20 protein-coding genes and 1 pseudogene are annotated in these 22,568 nt (G+C 73.4%); 11 read left to right on the top strand and 10 right to left on the bottom strand.

Annotation, left to right across the window (positions count from 1 at the left end; translation table 11 throughout):
- Nucleotides 1–35: 35 nt before the first annotated feature.
- Genes ACFV1W_RS26165 through ACFV1W_RS26155 form a run of 3 tightly spaced genes read right to left on the bottom strand, consistent with a single transcriptional unit; the run spans nt 36 to nt 3,280 of the window.
- A complete protein-coding gene (locus ACFV1W_RS26165; RefSeq protein ID WP_380419676.1) occupies nt 36–1,424 on the bottom strand; it encodes an ABC transporter substrate-binding protein in 1,389 nt (462 codons plus the stop codon).
- A gap of 48 nt (nt 1,425–1,472) precedes the next feature.
- A complete protein-coding gene (locus ACFV1W_RS26160; protein ID WP_380419675.1) occupies nt 1,473–2,375 on the bottom strand; it encodes a carbohydrate ABC transporter permease in 903 nt (300 codons plus the stop codon).
- Nucleotides 2,372–3,280 (bottom strand): carbohydrate ABC transporter permease, encoded by a 909-nt coding sequence (locus ACFV1W_RS26155; protein WP_380419674.1) that lies wholly within the window; start codon nt 3,278–3,280, stop codon nt 2,372–2,374. The genes ACFV1W_RS26160 and ACFV1W_RS26155 overlap by 4 nt, the downstream gene beginning before the upstream one ends.
- Nucleotides 3,281–3,469: 189 nt before the next feature.
- On the opposite strand from ACFV1W_RS26155, the gene ACFV1W_RS26150 reads away from it, so the two are divergent.
- Entirely contained in the window at nt 3,470–4,159 is a 690-nt protein-coding gene (locus ACFV1W_RS26150; protein WP_380419673.1) for an SMI1/KNR4 family protein, read from the top strand.
- A 10-nt stretch (nt 4,160–4,169) separates the two neighbouring features.
- On the opposite strand, the gene ACFV1W_RS26145 is transcribed toward ACFV1W_RS26150, so the two are convergent.
- The 3 genes from ACFV1W_RS26145 to ACFV1W_RS26135 form a co-directional block, all read right to left on the bottom strand.
- A complete protein-coding gene (locus ACFV1W_RS26145; protein ID WP_380419672.1) occupies nt 4,170–4,931 on the bottom strand; it encodes an SDR family NAD(P)-dependent oxidoreductase in 762 nt (253 codons plus the stop codon).
- The gene (locus ACFV1W_RS26140) at nt 4,928–6,343 is read right to left on the bottom strand and encodes an MFS transporter (protein ID WP_380419671.1); all 1,416 of its coding nucleotides are present in this window, start codon (nt 6,341–6,343) and stop codon (nt 4,928–4,930) included. Before ACFV1W_RS26140 ends, ACFV1W_RS26145 begins: the two co-directional genes overlap by 4 nt.
- An 81-nt stretch (nt 6,344–6,424) precedes the next feature.
- Nucleotides 6,425–7,003 (bottom strand): TetR/AcrR family transcriptional regulator, encoded by a 579-nt coding sequence (locus ACFV1W_RS26135; protein ID WP_380419670.1) that lies wholly within the window; start codon nt 7,001–7,003, stop codon nt 6,425–6,427.
- Nucleotides 7,004–7,149: 146 nt separating this feature from the next.
- On the opposite strand from ACFV1W_RS26135, the gene ACFV1W_RS26130 reads away from it, so the two are divergent.
- Complete coding sequence (locus ACFV1W_RS26130) at nt 7,150–7,635, top strand: DoxX family protein (protein ID WP_380419669.1); 486 nt, start codon at nt 7,150–7,152, stop codon at nt 7,633–7,635.
- Nucleotides 7,636–7,640: 5 nt separating this feature from the next.
- On the opposite strand, the gene ACFV1W_RS26125 is transcribed toward ACFV1W_RS26130, so the two are convergent.
- Complete coding sequence (locus ACFV1W_RS26125; protein WP_380419668.1) at nt 7,641–7,937, bottom strand: MTH1187 family thiamine-binding protein; 297 nt, start codon at nt 7,935–7,937, stop codon at nt 7,641–7,643.
- Nucleotides 7,938–8,027: 90 nt separating this feature from the next.
- Complete coding sequence (locus ACFV1W_RS26120; protein WP_380419713.1) at nt 8,028–9,512, bottom strand: SulP family inorganic anion transporter; 1,485 nt, start codon at nt 9,510–9,512, stop codon at nt 8,028–8,030.
- A gap of 747 nt (nt 9,513–10,259) precedes the next feature.
- Here ACFV1W_RS26120 and gcl point away from each other — a divergent pair.
- The gene (gene gcl, locus ACFV1W_RS26115; protein ID WP_380419667.1) at nt 10,260–12,041 is read left to right on the top strand and encodes a glyoxylate carboligase; all 1,782 of its coding nucleotides are present in this window, start codon (nt 10,260–10,262) and stop codon (nt 12,039–12,041) included.
- A gap of 168 nt (nt 12,042–12,209) precedes the next feature.
- Nucleotides 12,210–12,698, top strand: a complete 489-nt coding sequence (locus ACFV1W_RS26110; protein WP_380419666.1) for a glutathione peroxidase — start codon at nt 12,210–12,212, stop codon at nt 12,696–12,698.
- Between the two features lie 47 nt (nt 12,699–12,745).
- Here ACFV1W_RS26110 and ACFV1W_RS26105 read toward each other — a convergent pair whose 3' ends face one another.
- Nucleotides 12,746–13,666: a LysR family transcriptional regulator gene (locus ACFV1W_RS26105; protein WP_380419665.1), complete on the bottom strand. Its 921-nt coding sequence runs from the start codon at nt 13,664–13,666 to the stop codon at nt 12,746–12,748.
- A gap of 96 nt (nt 13,667–13,762) precedes the next feature.
- Here ACFV1W_RS26105 and ACFV1W_RS26100 point away from each other — a divergent pair, with 96 nt between their 5' ends.
- The 4 genes from ACFV1W_RS26100 to ACFV1W_RS26085 all read left to right on the top strand — a co-directional run bounded on the left by ACFV1W_RS26100 (nt 13,763) and on the right by ACFV1W_RS26085 (nt 17,786).
- Nucleotides 13,763–14,467: a succinate dehydrogenase cytochrome b subunit gene (locus ACFV1W_RS26100; RefSeq protein ID WP_380419664.1), complete on the top strand. Its 705-nt coding sequence runs from the start codon at nt 13,763–13,765 to the stop codon at nt 14,465–14,467.
- A complete protein-coding gene (locus ACFV1W_RS26095; RefSeq protein WP_380419663.1) occupies nt 14,464–16,407 on the top strand; it encodes a fumarate reductase/succinate dehydrogenase flavoprotein subunit in 1,944 nt (647 codons plus the stop codon). The genes ACFV1W_RS26100 and ACFV1W_RS26095 overlap by 4 nt, the downstream gene beginning before the upstream one ends.
- Nucleotides 16,404–17,141, top strand: coding sequence for a succinate dehydrogenase/fumarate reductase iron-sulfur subunit (locus ACFV1W_RS26090; RefSeq protein ID WP_030285070.1), 738 nt, complete (start codon nt 16,404–16,406; stop codon nt 17,139–17,141). Before ACFV1W_RS26095 ends, ACFV1W_RS26090 begins: the two co-directional genes overlap by 4 nt.
- Before the next feature lie 333 nt (nt 17,142–17,474).
- Nucleotides 17,475–17,786, top strand: a complete 312-nt coding sequence (locus tag ACFV1W_RS26085) for a hypothetical protein (protein ID WP_380419662.1) — start codon at nt 17,475–17,477, stop codon at nt 17,784–17,786.
- 220 nt (nt 17,787–18,006) lie between these two features.
- Here ACFV1W_RS26085 and ACFV1W_RS26080 read toward each other — a convergent pair whose 3' ends face one another.
- Complete coding sequence (locus tag ACFV1W_RS26080) at nt 18,007–18,945, bottom strand: DUF2797 domain-containing protein (RefSeq protein ID WP_380419661.1); 939 nt, start codon at nt 18,943–18,945, stop codon at nt 18,007–18,009.
- A 302-nt stretch (nt 18,946–19,247) separates the two neighbouring features.
- Here ACFV1W_RS26080 and ACFV1W_RS26075 point away from each other — a divergent pair, with 302 nt between their 5' ends.
- The 3 genes and pseudogenes from ACFV1W_RS26075 to ACFV1W_RS26065 form a co-directional block, all read left to right on the top strand.
- The gene (locus ACFV1W_RS26075; protein WP_380419660.1) at nt 19,248–19,880 is read left to right on the top strand and encodes a maleylpyruvate isomerase N-terminal domain-containing protein; all 633 of its coding nucleotides are present in this window, start codon (nt 19,248–19,250) and stop codon (nt 19,878–19,880) included.
- Between the two features lie 247 nt (nt 19,881–20,127).
- On the top strand, nt 20,128–22,281 hold the full coding sequence (locus tag ACFV1W_RS26070; protein WP_380419659.1) for a restriction endonuclease: 2,154 nt from the start codon (nt 20,128–20,130) through the stop codon (nt 22,279–22,281).
- A gap of 169 nt (nt 22,282–22,450) precedes the next feature.
- A pseudogene (locus ACFV1W_RS26065) lies at nt 22,451–22,568 on the top strand (ABC transporter ATP-binding protein); the annotation flags it as partial.

Here is a 22,568-nt window from a genome sequence, read left to right as displayed (position 1 = left end):
GTGCGCCGGGCGGGCCGTCGTACGGGCGGGCCGGGTCAGCCGACCGAGCCGTTGTAGCCCTCGATCGCGGGCTGGAGCTCCTTGGCCGCGTCGGCCAGGGCCTGCTGGGCGGTCTTGCCGCCCGCGACAGTCTGCTCGATGGCGGTCTCCACGCCCTTGCGGGCCTGCGGCATCACGCCGAGCAGGCAGCCGGCGGTGGCCGGGGTGGGCTTGGTGGCCTTCAGCTGGTCGATGGCCGTCTGGAACTGCGGGTACTTGGCCACCCACTCCTTGTCCCTGGGGTCGTCCAGGGACTTCCTGTTGACCGGGAAGTAGCCGGTGCCGGTGTGCCAGGCGGCCTGCTGCCCGGGGCCGGTGAGGAACTTCTCGAACTCCCAGGCGGCCCGCTTCTCGGCGTCCGAGTGCCCCGGGCCGCTGATCCACAGCGAAGCGCCGCCGATCGCCGGGCCTCCCTGGTCGGCGGCGGTGACCTTGGGGAACGGTGCGGTGCCGACGCCGAACCTGGCGGCCTCGGTGTAGCCGCGCAGCACACCGGTGGACTCCAGGTGCATCGCCACCGTGCCTGACTTGAAGGCGGCCTGGGCGTCGTCGGTGACCCGGCCGGTGTTCGCCGCGTAGCCGCCCTTGACCAGGTCGGCCCACCACTGGACGATCTGCGCGCCCTGGGCGGAGTCGAACACGACCTTGCCCGCCTTGCTGCTGCGCCCGTTGTCGTTGTCGCAGTACATGGTCCCCGACTCGGCGATCAGCTCCTCGACGAACCAGCCGTAGACGGCGGCGCCGAAGCCGTAGCGGACGGTCTTGCCGTCGGCGTCCTTCTTGGTGAGCTTCTTGGCCAGGTCCCCCAGCTCGTTGAGGTCCTTGGGCGGCTGCGCCGGGTCGAGGCCGGCCTCCTTGAAGGCGTCGGTGTTCAGGTAGAGCAGCGGCATCGAGGAGTTGAACGGCATCGAGACCAGCTTGCCGCCCGTCGAGTAGTAGTTGCGGATGTTGGGGTCGAGGTCGTCCAACGAGTAGCCGTCCTTGTCGGCGAAGGCCTGGGCGGGGACGGTCTGCTTGGAGTCGATCATGAAGCGGGTGCCGATGTCGTAGACCTGCACGAGGGCGGGGGTGCCCTTCTGCTGCACCGCGGCCTTGTACTTGGTGACCAGCTCGTCGTACTTGCCCTGGAACTGCGCCTTGACCTCGATCCTGCCCTGGTGGGCGGCGTTGAACTGGCTGACCAGCCCGTTCAGCACGTCGGCGTTCTTGCCGGTCATCGAGTGCCAGAACTCGACGGTGGTCACGCCGGAGGCCTGGTCCAGCGCCTGGGCCCCGGGGGCACCCGCGTCGGCGGAGGCGCCCGAGTCGGAGCCGCCGGAACCGCAGGCGGTCAGGGACAGGCCGGCCACCAGCAGGGCCGCGAGCGCGCGTGCACTCTTCTTCACGAGGGTCTCTCTTTCCGGAAGGGGACGGGTGCCGACGGGTCAGCGGACTCAGCGGACGGCGCCCGCGGTGAGGCCGCGGACGATGAACCGCTGGCCGAGGACCACCAGGGCGAGGGTGGGCAGCAGCGAGAGCACGACACCGGCCAGGATCAGCCCGGGGTCGGCCATCTCGGAGTCGCGCAGCGAGGTGAGGCCGATCTGCAGGGTCTGCATGTCGGCCGTGCGGGTGATGATCAGCGGCCAGAAGTACTGGTTCCAGGCCGACAGGAAGACGTAGATCGACAGCGCGGCCAGGGCCGGCCTGTTCAGCGGGACGACGATCCGCCACAGGAAGCGCCAGTGGCCGGCCCCGTCGATCCGCGCCGCGTCCCGCAGTTCGCCGGGCAGCTGCCGGAAGGCCTGGCGCAGCATGAAGGTGCCGAAGCCGGAGGCCAGGAACGGCAGGACCAGGCCGAAGTAGGTGTTGCCGAAGCCCCAGTCCGACAGGGTCAGGTAGTTGGGGATGATGATGGCCTCCCACGGGACCATCAGAGTGGCCAGGAACACGCCGAACACCACGGCCCTGGCCTTCAGCGGAAGGAAGACGAAGGCGTACGCGGCCAGGATCGAGGTGAACAGCTGGGCGAGGGTGATCGCGGTCGCCGTGATCGCCGAGTTGGCGTACTGCCGGAACAGCGGGATGGTGTCCACGGCGCCGGAGAAGTTCCGGCCGGTGACCGAGTGCGGCACCAACGCCGGCGGGTAGGAGGAGAGTTCGGACGGGCCCATGAAGGCGCCGGCGATCGCGTAGTACACCGGGAGGGCCACGGTGACCAGGGCGACGGCCAGCAGCAGGTACACGGCGGCGCGGGCCAGCAGGTCGCGCGGGGAGCGCCCGGCGAGCAGCCGGGGGCGGGGGCGGGGCGCGTCGGCCCCGGTGCCGGTCCCGGTCTCACTGACGGTCGTGGTCATGCGTAGTGCACCTTCCGCTCCAGGACGCCGAACTGGACGGCCGTGCAGGCGAGGACGACCACCAGCAGCACCACGGCCTGGGCGCTCGCCGTGCCGAAGTCGCTGGAGTTGTAGGCGAAGGCCTTCTCGTAGACCGAGTAGACGAGGGTCCGGGTGGAGCCGTCCGGCCCGCCCTTGGTGAGGATGTGGATCTGGCCGAAACTCTGCAGTGCGTGGACGGTGGAGACCACCGTCAGGAAGAACAGGTTCGGGCCGAGCATCGGGACGGTGATCGAGCGGGCCAGCCGCAGTCCGGAGGCGCCGTCGATGCGGGCCGCCTCGACGACCTCACCGGGGATCGAGCCGATGCCCGCCGAGAGCACCAGCACGTTGTAGCCGAGGTTCATCCAGACCGTGGTCAGGGCCACCGAGACCAGCGCGTACCGGGAGTCGGTGAGCCAGCCGATCGGGCCGACGCCGACGTGCGACAGCAGGCCGTTGAGCACCCCGCTGGCGGGGTTGAAGAACACCGCGAACACCACCGAGGCACTGGCCACCGAGAAGGCGAAGGGCAGCGCGAAGGCGGAGCGCAGCAGCCGTACGCCCCGGATGCGGTTCTCCAGCAGCAGCACCAGCACCAGCGCGCCGAGCACCCCGGGCACCACGGTGAGCAGGGTGAACAGGCCCGTGGTGACCAGCGTCCGGCCGAAGTCGGCCGAGGACAGCAGGTCGGTGTAGTGCTTCGCCCCGACGTAGCGGGAGGGCGCGCCGAAGAGGTCGTTGGCGTGTCCGCTCAGGTAGATCGTCCGCCCCAGCGGGTAGCCGATGAACAGGGCGAAGACCGCCAGGGAGGGCAGCAGGAAGGCCCAGGCGAGCCCGTGCTCGCCCCAGCGGCTCCTGCGCGCGGTGTGCGGTGCGGTCGGCATCTGTCGCGCATCCGCCTTTCGTGTGTCGGTTCGGCCGAAACCGTGTCCTGCCCGAACGACGGCGCGGGAACCCCGCAGTGATCAACCGGTGTCCCCGGGATTACGCGTTCGCGTCAGATTCGGCCGGTCGTCCGCCGACGAGGGTTCGGGCCCGGCGGCGCTGTCGGCGCGGCGTCGTACGGTGCCCGGGTGAACGACACGGATTTCGACATGCCGGCCGCGATGGCCGAAACCCTGCGCGGCGGCCGCGAGGAGGCCTGGGCCCTCGTCCGGGGCTTCGCCGCGTACTGGGGCGAGCCGCTGACCTCCCAGGACGGTTTCACCGACGCCGAACTCGACGCGGCCGAGCAGCGGCTCGGGCTGCGGCTGCCGGTGGCAGTGCGGGAGGCGTACCGGCTGTTCGGGCGCCGGGCCGACCTCACCAGCTCCCAGGACGTGCTGCTGACGCCGGACGAACTCCACGTGCTGGACGGCGCGCTGGTGTACCGGACGGAGAACCAGGGCTGCGCCCACTGGGGCGTGCTGCTGGACGACCTGGCCCAGGAGGACCCGCCGACGGTGGCCCGGCCGGACCTCGCGGACAAGTCGCAGGAGCACTGGGAGCCCTGGGAGGAGCGCTTCTCGACGGCGGCCGCCGTGATGGCGGTGAGCGAGAAGCTGCTGGAGGACGACGAGTTGTCCGACTTCCTCGAATCGGATGACGAACTCCCCCACGGTTTCGTGGAGTTGCCCGCGCTGGGGCGGGAGTTCCGCTGGTACGGGGGCCCGGACGTCCTGGTCGTGGCGGTCGGGGACGCCTGGATCGCGGCCCGGGCACGGACCCCGGAGGCGCTCGACGCGCTCCACGAGGCCGTGCCCGGTGACTGGTTGAACGGCTGAGCCGCGCCGGTCAGGCGGTGATCCCGCCGTCCAGCACCAGGTCCGCGCCGACGGTGTAGCCCGCCTCCGGCGAGGCCAGGTACAGCACGGCGGCGGCGATCTCCTCGACCGCGCCGGAACGGCCGACCGGCACCTCGGACTTCATCCGGTCGCTCTTGTCCGCGTCGCTCTCGCCGGGCCGGGACGACATCGGGGTGTCCACCGGGCCGGGGCTGACGGTGTTGATCCGCACGCCCTCGCCGATGTGGTCGCGGGCGGCGGAGCGGGTGAGCGCGGTGACGGCGGCCTTGCTGGCGCTGTAGGCGCCGACGCCCTCGGCCCGCCTGTGGGCGCCCAGGTTGGACGAGACGTTGACGATGGCGCCGCCGCCGTGGGCCCGCATGTGGCCGATCTGGTGCTTCATCGCCAGCAGGGTGCCGGTCACGTTGATCTCGAACACCCTCCGGAACTGGTCCTCGTCGACCTCGGCGACCGGTCCGGCCGCGCCGAACACCCCGGCGTTGTTGACGGCGACGTCCAGCCCGCCGAACTGCTCGACGGTCTCCCGGACCAGCCGGGCGGCGTCCGCACCGTTCGTCACGTCGCCGGTCAGCGCGACGGCCTTGCCACCGGCCCGCTCGATGAGTTCGACGGTCTCGGCCAGCGGGCCGGCGCTGCGCCCGGCGACCGCGACCCGGGCGCCCTCCCGGGCGAAGGCGAGCGCGATGCCCCGCCCGATGCCGCTGCCGCCGCCGGTGACCAGGACGGACTTGTCGGCGAAACGCGTGCTCATGGCGTGGACTCCTTGATTCGAGTGGTGCGTTCAGGGGTGGTGGTGGTCGAGGCGGTGCCGCCGCTCCCGGACAGGGCGCTGACCGCGACCGCGGTGAGGGCCAGGCCCGCGGCGGCGGCCGCGAAGGCCACGGCGTAGCCGCCGACGGTGGTCGGGCGGGTCGCGGCGAGCGCCATCAGGGCGGCCAGTCCGGCGGTGGGGCCGAGCTCCATGGCGGTGTTGAGGACACCTGCGGCCAGGCCGGTCCGTTCGGGTGCCACGCCGCCGGTGGCGAGTACGGCCGCTCCGGCGAAGGAGGCGGCGGCTCCGGCGGGCAGCAGGAGCAGTCCGGGCAGCAACCCGGTGGCGTAGGAGCCGGCGGGGTCGATCCCCGCGAGCAGGGCGAGACCCGCGCCTTCCAGGGCGAGGCCGGCGGCGGTGACCGGCACCGGCCCGAACCGCGCGGTCAGCGGGCCGGCCAGACGGCCGGAGAGCAGCAGGGCGGCCGCGTACGGCAGGAAGGCGGCGGAGGTGCCGGCCGCGCTCCAGCCGCGCAGTTGCTGGAGGTAGAGCGAGAGCAGGACGAAGGCCAGTGCGGTGCCCGCGGAGGTCGCCATCACGGCGACCAGCGCGGTGGCCCTGGGACGGTCGGCGAGGAAGCCGGGTGGCAGCAGCGGGTCGGCGGTGCGGCGTTCGGCGCCGGCGAAGGCCAGTAGCAGAAGCAGGCCGGCGGCCAGCGGCGCGAGCACCTCGGCGTTCCGCCAGCCGTGGTCGGTGGAGGCCACCAGAGCGTAACTCGTCGCGCAGAGACCGGTGGTGGCGAGGGCGGCGCCGCGCAGGTCGAGCGCCGGACGGCGGCCGGCGGGTGCGGGAGCGGGCAGCGAGCCGGAGCGGGCGAGGCCGGCCAGGGCGACCAGGACGGGCACCGCGAACAGCCAGCGCCACGACACCACGGCGGCGACCGCGCCCGACACCACGCTGCCGGTCGTCGCGCCGATCACCGAGAGACCGCCCCAGCTGGCCATCGCCCGTCGGTAGGCGGCGGGTTCGGGGTACAGCCGGCGGACCACCGCGGCCGCGGCCGGGGCGGTGAGCGCCGCACCGGCGCCCTGGACGAAGCGGCCGGCCAGCAGGACGGGGTAGCCGGGCGCGAGGGCGCAGGACACCGAGGCGGCGGCGAGCAGTACCAGGCCGCACCGCAGCGTCCCGCGGCCGCCGTGACGGTCGGCCAGCCGTCCGCCGGACAGCAGCAGCGCTGCGAAGGAGAGCCCGTACGCGGCGCTGAGCAGCAGCACCTCGGACGGGCCGAGCCCGAGCTCCCGGGCGACCAGGGGCAGCGGCACGGTGAGGATCATGATGGTGAAGACCAGTACGGCCTGGACGACGCCGAGCAGCGCGAAGCTCGACCGGGCCGTCGGCGCGGCGGCGCTCATGGAACTCCCCCTCCTGCAATATTTCAAGACCGTTCGGTCCAGAATAAGGACAGCAAACAGCACCGGCCGGACGGCCGGAGTTCAGTCCAGCAGCGCCAGCGCCTGCTCGGCGGCGTCCCGCACCCGGGGCGCGCCGTCGGTGGTCTTGCCCACCACCCGGATCCCCTGCAGCAGCACCACCAGCATCCGGGCCAGCGCCCTCGGCTCCCGCCCGGCGGGCAGTTCGCCCTGGGACCCGGCGCGCAGCAGCGCGGCGGTCAGCGCCGTCTCCAGGTGGTCGTAGCTGGCCTCCACCCGGCGGGCCGCCGCCTCGTCGTGCGGAGCGAGTTCGACGGCCGTGTTGGTGATGAAGCAGCCGCGCTTGCGGTCCCCGTCCCCCATTCCGGCGTACCGGCGCACCAGGGCGCGGACGGCCGGCAGGACCGGGCCGGGCTGGGACAGCTCTGCCAGCAGGCCCGGGTTGTGCTGCTCGTTGTAGCGCTCCAGCGCGCGCAGGTAGAGCTCGTGCTTGCTGCCGAAGGTGGCGTAGATGCTGGCCCGGGCGATGCCGAGCCCCTCGATCAGGTCGGCCATCGAGGTGGCCTCGTAGCCGCGGCGCCAGAACAGCTCGACGGCCGCCTGGAGCGCCGCGTCGGGATCGAATTCCTTCGTTCGCGCCATGACGTGAACGCTAGCCCTTTCGAGATCGATCGGTCAAGAAATAGCGATGAACGACCCGGCCGTCATCTGACGGAGCATTGCCAAGTGGACTAGACCAGCGCTACCTTTGCCGCCCCATCCCTCCTCCCCCACAGGAGGCTCCCGGCATGTCCGCACGCATCCACGCGACCCCCGAGCAGGCCGTCGAGGCCGCCCGCCCCATCGTCCTGACGGCCTTTCGGGCCGTCGTCGGCCTGCTCTTCGCCTGCCACGGCGCCACCTCGGTCTTCGGCGTCCTCGGCGGCACCAAGGGCGGCGGCAGCCTCCCGCTCGGTCAGTGGCCGGGCTGGTGGGCCGCCCTGATCCAACTGGCCGGCGGCTCCCTGGTGCTCCTCGGGGCCGGCACCCGGTACGCCGCCCTGCTCTGCTCCGGCTCGATGGCCTACGCCTACTTCACCGTGCACCAGGAGCACGCGCTGCTGCCGCTGCAGAACGGGGGCGAGCCCTCCGTGATGTTCTGCTGGGCCTTCCTGGCGATCGCGGTCCTCGGCTCCGGCCCCTACTCCCTGGACCGGCTGCTGAGCACCCGTCAACCGCGGGCCGCGGCGGTCGACCCGGTCGAGGCGACCGCCGCACAGCCCACCACCGGCTGAGGCCCTCAGCCCTCCGCGAGGTGCCGCTCGACCGAGGCGACCTTGGCGGTGAGGCCGTCGGTGACCCCGGCCCGGTCGTCGATCTTGATGACCGTGCTCACCCGGTTGCCGTACGCCTTCACCGCCTCGATCGCCGCCCTGATCACCGGCATCACCTCGTCCCACTCCCCCTCGATGCTGGTGAACATCGCGTCCGTACGGTTCGGCAGCCCGCTGGCCCGGACCACCCGGACGGCCGCTGCCACCGCCTCCCCCACGTCCTCGCCGATCCCCAGCGGGGTCACCGAAAAGGCTGCGATCACGGTTCTGCGCTCCTTGTCATCCGACGGCACCGGTCGCGGCCCGGACCACTCCGGGCCGCGACCAGGTTAGGGTCCGTCCCCGACCCGCCGTCAGACGACGGTCGGCAGCGGCGGTTCGACGGCCAGCGGAGCGCTGGCGCGGGCCCGGTGCTGGTCGGCCCAGGAGGCGAGGGCCAGCGTGCACGCGTGGTCCAGGTGGCGCAGTCCGGTCCAGTCCAGTTCCACCGGCCGGTCGCCGGGCAGCCGTTCCAGGGCGTCCAGCAGCCGGGGCAGCCGGAGGAAGGTGGCGTTGCCGCTCAGCCGCACCCGGTGCAGCGGCCGACCGTCCGTCAGCACCACCTCCTCGACGGAGATCTGCAGGTGGGAGGTCTGCCAGGCGGACTTGGCCACCGCCAGCCCGACACCGATCAGCACCCCCTCGAACAGGTCGGTGGCGACGATCGCGACCGCCGTCGCCCCGAGCACCAGCGCCTCGCCCCGGTGCCCCCGGCACAGTGCGACGATCCGGCGCAGCGGCACCAGCCTGGCCCCGGCGTGCACCAGGACGGCGGCCAGCGCGGTGAGCGGGACCAGCCCGAGCACGCCGGGCAGCAGGGCGGTGAACAGGAGCAGCCACAGCCCGTGCAGGAAGCGCGAGGCCCTGGTGCGGGCGCCCGCCTGGACGTTGGCGGCGCTGCGCACGATCACGGCGGTCATCGGCAGGGCGCCGAGCAGTCCGCAGACGGTGTTGCCGAGGCCCTGGGCGGTGAGTTCGCGGTCGTAGTCGGTGCGCGGGCCGTGGTGCATCCGGTCGACGGCGGCGGCGCTGAACAGCGTCTCGGCGGAGGCGATCAGGGTGAAGGCGACGACCGTCCCGAGCCCGGCGGCGCCGACCAGGGCGCCGAGCCCGGCGGGCCCGGGCAGGTGGACGACGTCGAGCAGGGCGGAGACCCGGACCCGGGCCACCGGCAGGTCGGCCGCGGCGGAGAGGGCGGTGGCCAGGCCGACGGCGGCCAGCGGCCCGGGGACGGCCCGGGCCGCGCGGCCGGGCAGGTGCTTCCAGGCGACGAGCAGCAGTAGCGTGCCCAGGCCGAGGGCGACGGCACCGGGGTTGGCGGCGGCGGTCACCACGTCGGTCAGCAGGGCGGGCAGTCCGGCGAGCTTCTGCGGGCCGGTGCCGGGGGCGCGGCGGTCGGCGAGCGAGTACAGCTGGCCGGACACCAGGGTCAGCCCGATGCCGGCCAGCATGCCGTGCACCACCGAGGCGGACATCGCGCGGAACCAGCGGCCGAGCCGTAGCGCGCCCATCGCCAGCTGGAGCAGGCCGGCAGCGAGCACCAGCGGGCCGAGCGCGGCGACGCCGAACTGCTGGACGGCGTCGGCGACCAGCACGGTCAGTCCGGCGGCGGGCCCGCTGACCTGGAGGCTGCTGCCGGGCAGCAGGCCGACGACCAGGCCGCCGACGATGCCGGTGGCCAGCCCCAGTTCGGCCGGGACGCCGGAGGCGACGGCCACCCCGACGCAGAGCGGGAGGGCGACCAGGCACACCACCAGCGAGGCGGGCAGGTCGTGCCGCCAGGGGACGGCGCGCAGCACGGCGAGCGGGGGTCGGCGGCGGCCCGGCGGGGCGTTCTTCCGGGGGCGGCCCGGCGGGCCCTGGCGGCGGCGGGGCGGACGGTTCACCCGGTCACCGCCGGGGGTCGGGCAGGGGTGCGGCGCATGGCGGCGTTCCTTCCGCGCGCCCGCCGCTGCGGGCGCGCCGTTGCGGGACGGGCGTGCGGGGTGCGGGGGTGAGGACGGCTGTGGGGCAGGGGCCGGGCAGGGGTGGAGGTGACGGAGGCGGGCGACGGACGGGGCGACAGCGGTTCGGCCGCGAGTCCGGGCGGTCGGCGGGTGTCGGGTCGGTGCGGTGCCGTGCGATGCGGTGCGCTGCGGTCGGGGGCTCCTGGTCGGGCCGCCGACGATGCCCCCGTCCGGCGCTCCCGCGCCCCCTGCCACGGCCCCCGCCGGACACCCCGGGCCCGGGGTGGCACCGACGGTACCCAGCCCCGCGGGCCGGGCCGACCTGGGGCACCGTCCCTTCACGGGCACTGCACGGCGGCTGCGCATTCCGGCCCGGAGGTTCCGCTTCCCCGGACACGCCAGCACGAACATGGTTCTGGCGTACGAATTCGACCGCCCGGGAGCACACGCTCGGGCCTTACACATTCTGTTGAAGTGCCCCTTGACTCCCCGCCGGACCCGACCCTACCGTGTTTCCGCATACAGAAACCATTCTTCCGTATGGTGGAATTCAGGAGATGAGCCCTCCGACCCACTGCGGGCCGACGCAGGAGAGAACCGATGCCCCGTATGACAGCCGCCCGCGCGGCCGTGGAGATCCTCAAGCTCGAAGGCGTCGACGTCGCCTTCGGCGTGCCGGGCGCCGCGATCAACCCCTTCTACGCCGCCCTCAAGGCCTCCGGCGGGATCAGGCACACCCTGGCCCGGCACGTCGAGGGCGCCTCGCACATGGCCGAGGGCTACACCCGCGCCAAGGCCGGCAACATCGGCGTGTGCATCGGCACCTCGGGTCCGGCCGGCACCGACATGATCACCGGCCTGTACTCCGCGATCGCCGACTCCGTCCCGATCCTGTGCATCACCGGCCAGGCCCCGGTCGCCCGCCTCCACAAGGAGGACTTCCAGGCCGTCGACATCGCCTCGATCGCCAAGCCGGTGACCAAGGCCGCCACCACCGTCCTGGAGGCCGCGCAGGTCCCCGGCGTGTTCCAGCAGGCCTTCCACCTGATGCGCTCCGGGCGCCCCGGCCCGGTCCTGATCGACCTGCCGATCGACGTCCAGCTGACCGAGATCGACTTCGACCCGGAGGCCTACCAGCCGCTGCCGGTCTACAAGCCGGCCGCCAACCGGATCCAGATCGAGAAGGCCCTCGCGCTGCTCCAGGAGTCCGAGCGCCCGCTGATCGTGGCCGGCGGCGGCGTCATCAACGCCGACGCCTCCGAGCTGCTGCTGGAGTTCGCCGAGCTGACCGGCGTGCCGGTGATCCCGACCCTGATGGGCTGGGGCATCGTCCCGGACGACCACGAGCTGAACGCCGGCATGGTCGGCCTGCAGACCTCGCACCGCTACGGCAACGAGAACTTCCTCGCCTCCGACTTCGTCCTCGGCATCGGCAACCGCTGGGCCAACCGCCACACCGGCGGCCTGGACGTCTACACCGCGGGCCGCAAGTTCGTCCACGTGGACGTCGAGCCCACCCAGATCGGCAGGATCTTCGCCCCCGAGCTCGGCATCGCCTCCGACGCCAAGGCCGCCCTGGAACTGTTCGTCCAGGTCGCCGAGGAGCTCAAGGCCGCGGGTTCCCTCAAGGACCGCAGCGAGTGGGCCGCCTCCACCCAGGAGCGCAAGGCGCGGCTCCAGCGCCGCACCCACTTCGACAACGTGCCGCTCAAGCCGCAGCGCGTGTACGAGGAGATGAACAAGGCCTTCGGCCCGGAGACCCGGTACGTCACCACCATCGGCCTGTCCCAGATCGCGGGCGCGCAGATGCTGCACGTCTACAGGCCGCGGCACTGGATCAACTGCGGCCAGGCCGGCCCGCTGGGCTGGACCGTCCCGGCCGCGCTGGGCGTCGCCACCGCCGATCCCGAGGGCCAGGTCGTCGCCCTCTCCGGCGACTACGACTTCCAGTTCATGATCGAGGAGCTGGCGGTCGGCGCCCAGCACCGGATCCCGTACGTCCACGTGCTGGTCAACAACTCCTACCTGGGCCTGATCCGCCAGGCGCAGCGCAACTTCGACATCGACTTCCAGGTCAAGCTGGAGTTCGAGAACATCAACGCGCCGGAGCTGGGCGTCTACGGCGTGGACCACGTCCGGGTCGCCGAGGGCCTGGGCTGCAAGGCGATCCGGGTCACCGAGCCGGAGGGCCTGCTGCCGGCCTTCGAGGAGGCCAAGAAGCTGGCCGCCGAGTTCCGCGTCCCGGTCGTGGTCGAGGCGATCCTGGAGCGGGTCACCAACATCTCGATGGCCGCCGCCGACATCGACAAGGTCAACGAGTGGGAGGAGCTGGCCACCCTCCCCGAGCACGCGCCGACCGCCATCAAGCCGCTGGCCCTCTGAGCCGGTGAAGGAGCGGGGGCGTACGAGCCGCTCCGTACGCCCCCGCGCCCGCGGGCACCGACGGCCCCGCACGGAACACCGGCGGGGCCGACCCGGTTGAGCCGTCCGGGGCCGCTACCGTGTGCCCGGGCGAGACCCGCTGCCAACCTGCCGAAAGGACCCACCACCGTGAGCCTGTACGACATCCCGCTGCGCACCCTCGACGGCGAGGCCACCTCGCTGGCCGACCACAAGGGCAAGGCACTGCTGATCGTCAACGTCGCCTCCAAGTGCGGCCTGACCCCGCAGTACACCGGCCTGGAGAACCTCCAGAAGCGGTACGCCGGGCGCGGTTTCACCGTGCTGGGCTTCCCCTGCAACCAGTTCGCCGGGCAGGAGCCGGGCAGCGCCGAGGAGATCCAGAGCTTCTGCTCGACCACCTACGGGGTGACCTTCCCGCTGTTCGAGAAGATCGACGTCAACGGTGACGACCGGCACCCGCTGTACCGGCAGCTGGCCGAGGTCGCCGACGCCGAGGGCCAGGCCGGGGACGTCAGCTGGAACTTCGAGAAGTTCCTCGTCTCCCCGGACGGCACCGTCGCCGCGCGCCTGCGCCCGCGCGTCGAGCCGGAGTCGGCGGAGCTGATCGCCGCGATCGAGGCCGTGCTGCCGTCCTGACGCCCGCCGCGCACCGACGGGGGCCGCCTTCGGGCGGCCCTCCGCCGTTACAGCAACAGCCTCGTGCCGGGCGGGAGTTCGCCCTCTCCGGCGGCGTCCCGCAGATGCGCCAGCAGGGTCTCGTGCAGCGCCTCGGCGGCCCGGGTGAGCGGCACCTCGCGGCCGTGCGCGACCGCGATGGTGCGGCCCAGGCCCGGGCCGGCGAACGGGGTGACGGACAGGCCGGACCGGGCCGCCACCATGCCGGGCACCACCGCCGGTCCGAGCCCGGCCCGGACGAAGCCCAGCACCGCGTCCATCTCCCCGCCCTCGACGGCGAACTCGGGCTCGAAGCCGGCCGCCCGGCAGGCTGCCAGGGCGGCCTCGCGCACGTCGTAGCCCTCCCGGAACATCACCAGCGGCTGCCCCCGCAGCTCCGCCACCCGCACCGGGCGCCGGGCGGGCCCGGCGGCCGAGACCAGCACCAGCTCCTCGTGCAGCAGTTCGGTGACGGCGAGGGCGGGCGCGGCCTCCCCGCTGGGCGGGGTGATGACCAGCGCGAGGTCCAGCTCGCCCGCCGCCAGCCAGCGCACCAGGTCCCGCGAGCCGCCCTCGCGCACCCCCAGCGCGACGCCCGGGTAGCGGTCCCGGAACACCCGCAGCACGTCCGGCACCAGGCTGGTGCACAGGCTCGGCGGCGCGCCCAGCCGCACCCGGCCCCGGCGCAGCTGCACCGTCTCCTGGACGGCAAGGCGGGCGCTCTCGGTGTCCGCGAGGATGCGTCGGGCCAGCGGCAGCAGGGCGTCCCCGGCATCGGTGAGGGCGATGTTGCCCCGGGTTCGGTGGAACAGTTCGGCCCCCAACTCCCGCTCCAGCGCCCGGATCTGCTGGGAGAGCGAGGGCTGGGCGACGTGCTCGGCCTCGGCGGCCCGGGTGAAGTGCCGGGTCTCGGCGACGGCCAGGAAGTAGCGGAGTTGCTGGAGCTGCACCCGACCAGGCTACGCCGCCTCGATAGGCTACGACTATCGTCATCAGCCGCAGCATGTCTTGGACGCACCCTTGCGACCCTCCCTACCGTTGCTGCCATGACAACCGCGACTCGGACGGGCCGGCATCCGTCCACCCTGGCGACCCTGTGGCGGTCGACCGTCGGCAAGAAGGCGGTCATGGCCGTCACCGGACTGGTCATGCTGCTGTACCTGGTCGCGCACATGCTGGGGAACCTCAAGGTGTTCTTCGGCCCAGACGACATCAACGGCTACGCGGCCTGGCTGCGCACCATCGGCCAGCCGTTCCTGGGCCGCGAGTGGTTCCTGTGGATCGCCCGCCCGGCCCTGCTGGCCTCCGTCGTCCTGCACGGCGTGTCGGCGTACCAGCTGAGCCGCCGGGACCTCGCCGCCCGCCCGAGCAAGTACGTGCACCAGCGCCGCCGCGCCAGCTACGCGACCCGGACCATGCGCTGGGGCGGGGTGATCCTGGGCCTGTTCGTCGTGTGGCACATCCTCGACCTCACCACGCTCACCGTGAACCCGGTCGCCGAGCACGGCCACGTCTACCAGAACATCGTAGGCACCTTCGGCCGCTGGTACAGCGACGTGATCTACATCGTCGCGATGCTGGCCCTCGGCCTCCACATCCGGCACGGCTTCTGGAGCGCCGCGCAGACCCTCGGCGCCAACAACGCCCGCCGCGACCGGGCGCTGAAGCTGACCGCCAACGGGCTGGCGCTGCTGCTGACGGCCGGCTTCCTGTCCGTCCCCGTCGCCGTGATGACCGGAGTCGTCAAATGAGCTACCTGGACTACACCCTCGGCGAGCCGATCGCCGACACCAAGGCCCCCGCCGGGCCGATCGAACAGCGCTGGGACCAGCGGCGGTTCGACGCCAGGCTGGTCAACCCGGCCAACCGGCGCAAGCACACCGTGATCGTGGTCGGCACCGGCCTGGCCGGCGGCGCGGCCGGCGCCACCCTCGCCGAACAGGGCTACCACGTCGTCCAGTTCTGCTTCCAGGACTCCCCGCGACGCGCCCACTCGATCGCCGCCCAGGGCGGCATCAACGCGGCCAAGAACTACCGCAACGACGGCGACTCGATCCGCCGGCTGTTCTACGACACCGTCAAGGGCGGCGACTTCCGCGCCCGCGAGTCCAACGTGCACCGGCTCGCCCAGGTCTCGGTGGAGATCATCGACCAGTGCGTGGCCCAGGGCGTGCCCTTCGCCCGCGAGTACGGCGGCCTGCTGGACACCCGCTCCTTCGGCGGCGTGCAGGTCTCCCGCACCTTCTACGCCCGCGGCCAGACCGGCCAGCAGCTGCTGCTCGGCGCCTACCAGGCGCTCTCCCGGCAGATCGCCGCCGGGAACGTGGAGATGCACCCGCGCACCGAGATGCTCGACCTGCTGGTGGTCGACGGCCGGGCCCGCGGCATCGTGGCCCGCGACCTGGTCACCGGGAGGATCACCAGCTACACGGCGGACGCCGTCGTCCTCGCCACCGGCGGCTACGGCAACGTCTTCTACCTCTCCACCAACGCCAAGAACTCCAACGCCACCGCGATCTGGCGGGCCCACCGGCGCGGCGCCTACTTCGCCAACCCGTGCTTCACCCAGATCCACCCCACCTGCATCCCCCGCTCCGGCGACCACCAGTCCAAGCTCACCCTGATGAGCGAGTCGCTGCGCAACGACGGCCGGATCTGGGTGCCCAAGGCCCAGGGCGACACCCGCCCGCCCGAGCGGATCCCCGAGGAGGAGCGGGACTACTACCTGGAGCGGATCTACCCCTCCTTCGGCAACCTGGTGCCCCGCGACATCGCCTCCCGGGCCGCCAAGAACGTCTGCGACGAGGGCCGCGGCGTGGGCCCCGGCGGCCAGGGCGTGTACCTGGACTTCGCCGACGCGATCCGCCGGATGGGCCGGGACGCCGTCGAGGCCAAGTACGGCAACCTCTTCGAGATGTACGAGCGGATCACCGCCGAGGACCCGTACCAGGTGCCGATGCGGATCTATCCGGCGATCCACTACACGATGGGCGGGCTCTGGGTCGACTACGACCTGCAGACCAGCGTCCCCGGCCTGTTCGCGATCGGCGAGGCCAACTTCTCCGACCACGGCGCCAACCGGCTCGGCGCCAGCGCCCTGATGCAGGGCCTCGCCGACGGCTACTTCGTGCTGCCGCCGACCATCAACGACTACCTGGCCCGCAACCCGGTCGCCGCGGTGCCCGCCGACCACCCGGTGCTCACCGAGGTCGAGGCCGAGGCCGAGGACCGGCTCAACCTGATCCTCTCCGTCGACGGCGACCGCACCCCGGACTCCTTCCACCGCGAACTCGGCGAACTCCTGTGGGACGAGTGCGGGATGGCCCGCGACGAGGCCGGACTCAGGCGCGCGCTGGAGCGGATCCCGCAGCTGCGCGAGGAGTTCTGGCGCCGGATCAAGGTGCCCGGCACCGGGCAGGAGCTCAACCAGTCGCTGGAGAAGGCCAACCGGCTGGTCGACTACTTCGAGCTGGCCGAGCTGATGTGCCTGGACGCGCTGCACCGTGCCGAGTCCTGCGGCGGCCACTTCCGCACCGAGAGCCAGACCCCCGACGGCGAGGCCGCCCGGCGCGACGACGAGTTCGCCTACGCCGCCGCCTGGGAGTTCACCGCCACCGGCGCGGCTCCCGTGCTCCACCGCGAGCACCTCGACTTCGACCACGTCCACCCCACCCAGCGGAGCTACGCATGAACCTCACCCTGCGCATCTGGCGCCAGGCGGGCCCGGACGCACCCGGCTCTATGACCACCTACCAGGTCAGCGGCATCAGCCCGGACATGTCCTTCCTGGAGATGCTGGACACCCTCAACGAGGAACTGATCACCCGCGGCGACCAGCCGGTCGCCTTCGACCACGACTGCCGCGAGGGCATCTGCGGCGCCTGCGGCATGGTCATCAACGGCCAGGCGCACGGCCCGGAACGCACCACCACCTGCCAGTTGCACATGCGGCACTTCCGGGACGGCGACACCATCGACGTCGAACCGTGGCGGGCGGCGGCCTTCCCGGTGGTCAAGGACCTGGTGGTGGACCGCTCGGCCTTCGACCGGATCATCGGCTCCGGCGGCTACATCACCGCCCCCACCGGCAGCGCCCCCGAAGCGCACGCCACGCCAGTCCCCAAGGAGGCCGCGGACACCGCCTTCGAGCACGCCGAGTGCATCGGCTGCGGCGCCTGCGTGGCCGCCTGCCCGAACGGCTCGGCGATGCTTTTCACCTCCGCCAAGGTGGTGCACCTCAACGTACTGCCCCAGGGCGCGCCCGAACGGGCCGCCCGGGTGCGGAACATGGTCTCGGCGATGGACGCCGAGGGCTTCGGCGGCTGCACCAACACCGGCGAGTGCGCCACCGCCTGCCCCAAGGGCATCCCGCTGCCCAGCATCGCGGCGATGAACCGGGAGTTCCTGCGGGCCGCCCGCGGCTGAGCCCCCCGAAGACGGTCGGCCCCCGCTCTGGTGCTCAGGCGGGGGGCCGACCCCCGTTCTCGGGGCGTGCGAAGGCAGTTCGCGCTCCCCGAACGGGTGGTGGATGGCCGTGGCCGGTGCTTCCTGACGGAGAATCGCGCTACGGTGGTGCTCCGCTACGGAAGGACGGCATATGCCCGAGGTTCAGTCCTGCTCCGGTTGCGGCGGGTCCGGAGGGACCCAGAAGACCGAGGCAACGGTCGAACTGGACGAGGAAGGGAGCATGGTGCCCAGGGTTCACGACTACTGGTCGCCCTGCGGTCGGTGCCACGGATCCGGGACGGTGATCGTCGGATGAGAATGGTCTTCGAGTGCGTCGAGTGCGGTGGGCACTACCTCCCGCCGGAGGGCATGGTGTACCCGGACGGGCCGGCCTCGCCGGTCTGGTGCTCGCCCTGCCAGACGTCCAAGCGCACGGCGGGCCTCCGGGAGGACCCGCTGCTCGCCCGCCTCGCCCTGGCCACCGCCCGGGCCGCCCTGGCCCGGCGCGCCGCCGAGGCCGCCGAGCCGGCCGCCGTCGGGCGCGCTGACGTCCGGCCGTCCCGGCCCCCGCTGTCCCGCCGGGCGCGCTCCGGTCCGGGCGGGCTTCGCGGCAGGCTGGGCTGACCTCCGACGCCGTCCGGTCAGGCTTCGGCCTCGGCGAGGAAGCGTGCCACCAGCTCGGCGACGGCCTCCGGCACGTCCTCGGGGCGGTAGTGGCCGACGCCCGGCAGTTCCACCGCCCGGGTGGGGAAGGGCCAACCGTAGGCGCGCAGCGAGGTGTCGGTGATCAGGGCGTCGTTCTCGAAGCCGTTGAGCTTGAGGGTGCCGAGCGGGCCTTCCGGGCTCAGAACAGCGCCTCCTGGGTGTCCGGCTCCGGCGGGCGGACCCGCTCCTCCAGCACCAGGCCCTCGGAGGCCCGTCCGGTGACGGGCGTGAGCGTCCAGCCGGTGAGCCGCCGGGTGTCCAGCAGGAGCGGGCCGGAGCCGTCCGGCTGGTCGAGGAAGAGGTGCCGGCCCACCGGCGGACGCAGCGTGCCCGCGATCACCGCACCGGCGGCCAGGCCGGCGATCTCCCGGTAGGCCTCGGGGGCGCCGCCGGCCAGGCCGAAGCGCTCCACGTGGTCCACCACCGGACGGTCGGCGAGCAGTTCCACGGCGTGGCCGTCCAGCAGCCGGTGCGCCCGGGCACGGGCCTGGGTGAGCAGCGCACGGCGGTGCGGGGCGTCGCCGTGCGCCCACCAGTGGTCCGTCTTCAGCCGGGGCTTGTAGCGCTCGCGGGCCATCCCCGAGGCGGCGACGGTCAGTTCGGCGCGGCGCACCGCGGGCAGGCCGCCGCGCGCGGTGAACGCGTAGGCCAGCGCGCCCTGTTCGAGCAGTCGGCTGTCGCCGCGCTGCTCGGCGGTCAGGCCGACCTTCAGCAGGCCCTCGCCGAACCAGGCGAGGTAGAGCAGGTAGGTGCGCCCGTCGTCCAGGATCTGGTCCCGGGCCAGCGCCAGGCCGCGGTCCACGCTCTGGCAGGCCGGGCACTGGGTGGCGCTGCCGTCCGGGGCGATCTCCCCGTGGTGCGGGCAGGGCGTGCGCTCCGTCGCGCCGGCCAGCCAGGCCCCGGTGCAACGGCGCGGGCCGCCGAGCAGCCAGCCGACCCCCGTACCCGGCGCGACGGCGCGCTCGTGCACCCGGCCGCCGCGCACGGCGCCGAGCAGGGCCCGGCCGTCGTGCCAGCTCAGGCCGGTGGAGACCCAGCCGGCCGGCCGCTCCGGGTGCTGGGGTGCGGGGATCGTCACGGGCAGCCCTCCCTGTCGGGTCGACGACCCTCGTGAGGCTACCCGCTGCCACCGACAACCCCCGCATCCCCGAGACGGCGGGGGCCGGGGGCCCGGTAGGACCGACCGCCGACCGCCGACCGCCGACCGGCGCACCGGCAAGGAGCCCCGGACGGCCACGGCCCCTTTCCGCCCACCCCCACGAGAACCCGCCCGGCATCCACACCGCCGTCGAGCGCGGCCGCCGCCCCTGAGCCGCTTCCGGGGCCTGTCCTCGAACTGCCGCCTGCGGGAGTCCGAGGACAGGCCCTATCGTGCAGCCCATGATCGACTCACCCACCCCGGACGACCTCGCCCGCACCCTGCGCCTCGCCGTCGACACCCTGTCCGCTGCCCCGGCGGACGCGGACTGGTCGCGGCCCGCCGGCACGCTCGGCTGGAGCTGCTGGGAGACCGTCGAGCACCTCGCCGACGACCTCCTCGCCTACGCCGCCCAGCTCGGCCCGGCGCGGCCGCCGCGCGAGCGGTACGTGCCCTTCGCGGCGACCCGTCGCTCCCCCGGCGCCCCGAACAACTTCGTCCGCGCCGAACCGGCCGAGGGAGTGCCGGGGCTGCTCGAAGTGCTGGACGCGAGCGGCGGGTTGATGGTGGCCGTCGCCCGCGTCGCGCCGCCGGACGCGCGGGCGTACCACCCGTGGGGCCTGGCCGACGCGACCGGCTTCGTGGCCATGAGCCTGGTCGAGACCCTGGTCCACCTCCACGACGTCGCCCAGGGCCTCGGCCTGCCCTGGGCCCCGCCCGCCGAGGTCTGCGCCCGGACCCTGGCCCGGCTGTTCCCCGACGTCCCGCTCGTCGCCGCACCTTGGCCCACCCTGCTCTGGGCCACCGGCCGCACCGCCCTGCCCGGCCGGCCGCTGCGCACCGACTGGCGCTGGTACGCCGAAGTACGGGACTGAGCCCGACGCGGCGATCCACTGACCGTCCGTCAGGTTCCGGGCCGGCCCCGGGGGGTGCTTGTCCGACGGTTCCCTCCGTGCGCGCGACGCGAGCTGCTGGCCGAGCCCTGGGCCCCGTTCGCTTCCGCAGGTCGCGGGCGCTTGGCCCGTCGGGCCGTCCACGTTCTATTGTGGCGGGCGCGGTCGGCGGTGTCGCCGGGAGGCGGCGCGGGGCGGCCGGGTCGGTGCGAGGAAGAAGGGGTGGCTGGTGGCGGGGCGGCGGAACAGCGGGGTGCTGGCGGTCTGGGCGGAGGCGCAGCGGCAGCAGCAGCGCCGGGAGGAGGCCCGGTGGCGTGCCGAGGCGGCGGAACTGCGCCGGCACGAGCGCGCGCAGCGCGAGGCGCAGCGGGCGGCCGCCCGGGACGAGCGGGAGGCGCAGCGCGCGTACCAGCAGTCGCGGGAGGCGGAGGCCGCCCGGCGGACGGCCGAACTGGACGCGCGGGTCGCGGAGTTGCGCGGTCTGCTGGCGGCCGGGCTGGCCGCTCCGGCGTTCGGGCCGCAGGCGCTGCTGGCGCCGCGCCCGGTGCCGCCGTTCGATCCGGGGCCGCTGGGCGTGCCGGTACCGATGCCGGACCAGACCTCCGCCGAGTACCACGTGCCGCCGCCGGACGCCGCACAGGCCCGCAACGCCGGGGTGCGCCGGCAGTACGAGCAGTACCTGGCCCAGGCCCGGGCCCGGTTCGAACGGGACTGGTACGCCGCGCAGGCGCAGGAGGCGGACCGGCAGCGCCGGCTGGCCGCGTACCACCAGGAGTACCTGGCCTGGGCGGAGGGCTTCCGCCGCCAGGAGGAGGAGCGCGGGGCCGGCACCGAGGAGCTGCTGCGGCGGCTTCGGGCGGGTGACCCCGAGGCGGTGCAGGAGTACTTCACGGCCGGCCTGTACGCCTCGGCGTCCTGGCCGGAGGGCTTCCCGCACCGGCTGGTGGCGGCCTGGGAGGCGTCGAGCCGTCAGCTGGTGGTGAACTGGGAGCTGCCCGGTCCGGAGGTGGTTCCGGCGGCCACCCGGATGCGGTACGTGAAGACGGAGGACCGCGAGGCCGAGGTGGCCCGCCCGGCGACCGAGCGCAAGGCGCTGTACCGGGAGGTGCTGGCCCAGTCGGCGCTGCGGGTGGCCGCGGAGCTGTTCCGGGCGGACCGGGACGGGATGCTGGACTCGGTGGTGCTGAACGGCTTCGTGCTGGGCATCGACCCGGCGACCGGCCGGGAGGCGGAGCGCTTCCTGTCCACACTGACCGCGACCCGGGCCGAGTTCTCCGGACTGGCGCTGGACCGGGTGGCGCCGGTGGAGTGCTTCCAGGGCCTGGGCGGCCGGCTGTCGGCGCGGCCCGAGCGGCTGGACGAGGTGAAGCCGGACCGGCTGCCGGAGTCGGTGGGCGGGAACCTGGCCGGGCACTTCGGCGAGGACGAGCCGGACCTCTTCGAGATGGATCCGCTGGAGTTCGAGGACCTGATCGCCGAGCTGTTCCGGCTGCGCGGCTTCCGCGTCATGACCACGGCCCGCAGCGGCGACGTCGGGGTGGACGTGGTGGCCGAGGACCTGGACCCGGTGACCGGCGGCAAGATCGTGATCCAGGCGAAGCGCTACAAGAAGACCGTGCCGCCGACGGCCGTGCGGGACCTGGAGTCCACCGTCCGTCACCACGGCGCGATCAAGGGCATCCTGGTCACCACGGCGGGCTTCGGCCGCGGCTCGTACAGCTACATCGAGGGCAAGCCGCTGACCCTGGTGAGCGGGCCGGAGCTGGTCGAGCTGCTGGCGGAGCAGGGCCTGCGCGGCCGGCTCGGCGGCGGACCGGGCGGCGGCGCCGAGCCCGGGCCGAAGCCGAAGGAGGCCAAGCCGGCCGCTCCGCAGAGCAGCGTCACGGTCAGCTGGCAGAGCCGTACGGCCGGCGGGGACCCGGTGGAGCTGGACGTCACCGCGTTCCTGTGCGCCGGCGGCCGGGTGCTGAGCGACGAGCACTTCGTGTTCTTCAACAACCCGCAGGACCCGGACGGCGCCGTGCGCCTGCACCCCACCCACTCGGTGCCGGGCGAGCCGGCCCGGGCGGTCCGGCTCAGTCTGGACCTGCACCGGCTGCCGGCCGCCGTCGACGAGGTGGTGCTCGCGGTCTCCACGGAAGAGGAGGAGCCCCCGGCGCTGCCGCTCAGCCACGTGTACGGGCTGGCCGTCGCCGCCGAGTACGGGCCGGGCGCGGACGGGCCGGCCAAGTGGCCGGGCGCCAACGGCGGCATACCGGACTCCGCGATGCTGCTCGGGAGCTTCCGGCGGGCGGACGGCGGCTGGCAGTTGGCGCCCTCACCACGGGCGGTGACGAACGGTCTGGCCGGGCTGGCGACGGCCTTCGGCGTCGCGGTGGAGTGACCGGCAGCTGCCTCGACCCTCAGGGGACAGGTCATACCTGAGGAGGAGGGTGCCCTCGCCGCGCCACCGGGTCGGCGGGGGCCGACCGCCCCCTCGGCATACACATCGAGCCCGGACCACTTGGGAGGATGGATCGGTAGGAAAATCCGATTCGTTCCCAGGAGTCCTCGTGACCTTCCCCGCAACCGCCGTCCGTACCGGCCTGGCGGCCGCCCGCGCCACCGGTCTGAACAAGGTCTACGGGGAGGGGGAGACCCGGGTCGTCGCCCTCGACGACGTCAGCGTGA

Source organism: Kitasatospora sp. NPDC059648, assembly GCF_042734825.1.
In the GTDB taxonomy this organism is placed as follows: Bacteria; Actinomycetota; Actinomycetes; order Streptomycetales; family Streptomycetaceae; genus Kitasatospora.
Note: the sequence above shows the minus strand (reverse complement) of the source record. Positions and strands in the feature narration are given on the sequence as shown.

Bases quoted from the DNA above. Each gene is read 5' to 3' on its own strand.
- ACFV1W_RS26160 (WP_380419675.1), bottom strand. From the start codon at position 2,375: ATGACCACGACCGTCAGTGAGACCGGGACCGGCACCGGGGCCGACGCG.
- ACFV1W_RS26135 (WP_380419670.1), bottom strand. From the start codon at position 7,003: ATGGCGCGAACGAAGGAATTCGATCCCGACGCGGCGCTCCAGGCGGCC.
- ACFV1W_RS26130 (WP_380419669.1), top strand. From the start codon at position 7,150: ATGTCCGCACGCATCCACGCGACCCCCGAGCAGGCCGTCGAGGCCGCC.
- ACFV1W_RS26140 (WP_380419671.1), bottom strand. From the start codon at position 6,343: ATGAGCGCCGCCGCGCCGACGGCCCGGTCGAGCTTCGCGCTGCTCGGC.
- gcl (WP_380419667.1), top strand. From the start codon at position 10,260: ATGCCCCGTATGACAGCCGCCCGCGCGGCCGTGGAGATCCTCAAGCTC.
- ACFV1W_RS26145 (WP_380419672.1), bottom strand. From the start codon at position 4,931: ATGAGCACGCGTTTCGCCGACAAGTCCGTCCTGGTCACCGGCGGCGGC.
- ACFV1W_RS26085 (WP_380419662.1), top strand. From the start codon at position 17,475: ATGAGAATGGTCTTCGAGTGCGTCGAGTGCGGTGGGCACTACCTCCCG.
- ACFV1W_RS26100 (WP_380419664.1), top strand. From the start codon at position 13,763: ATGACAACCGCGACTCGGACGGGCCGGCATCCGTCCACCCTGGCGACC.
- ACFV1W_RS26090 (WP_030285070.1), top strand. From the start codon at position 16,404: ATGAACCTCACCCTGCGCATCTGGCGCCAGGCGGGCCCGGACGCACCC.
- ACFV1W_RS26155 (WP_380419674.1), bottom strand. From the start codon at position 3,280: ATGCCGACCGCACCGCACACCGCGCGCAGGAGCCGCTGGGGCGAGCAC.
- ACFV1W_RS26095 (WP_380419663.1), top strand. From the start codon at position 14,464: ATGAGCTACCTGGACTACACCCTCGGCGAGCCGATCGCCGACACCAAG.
- ACFV1W_RS26075 (WP_380419660.1), top strand. From the start codon at position 19,248: ATGATCGACTCACCCACCCCGGACGACCTCGCCCGCACCCTGCGCCTC.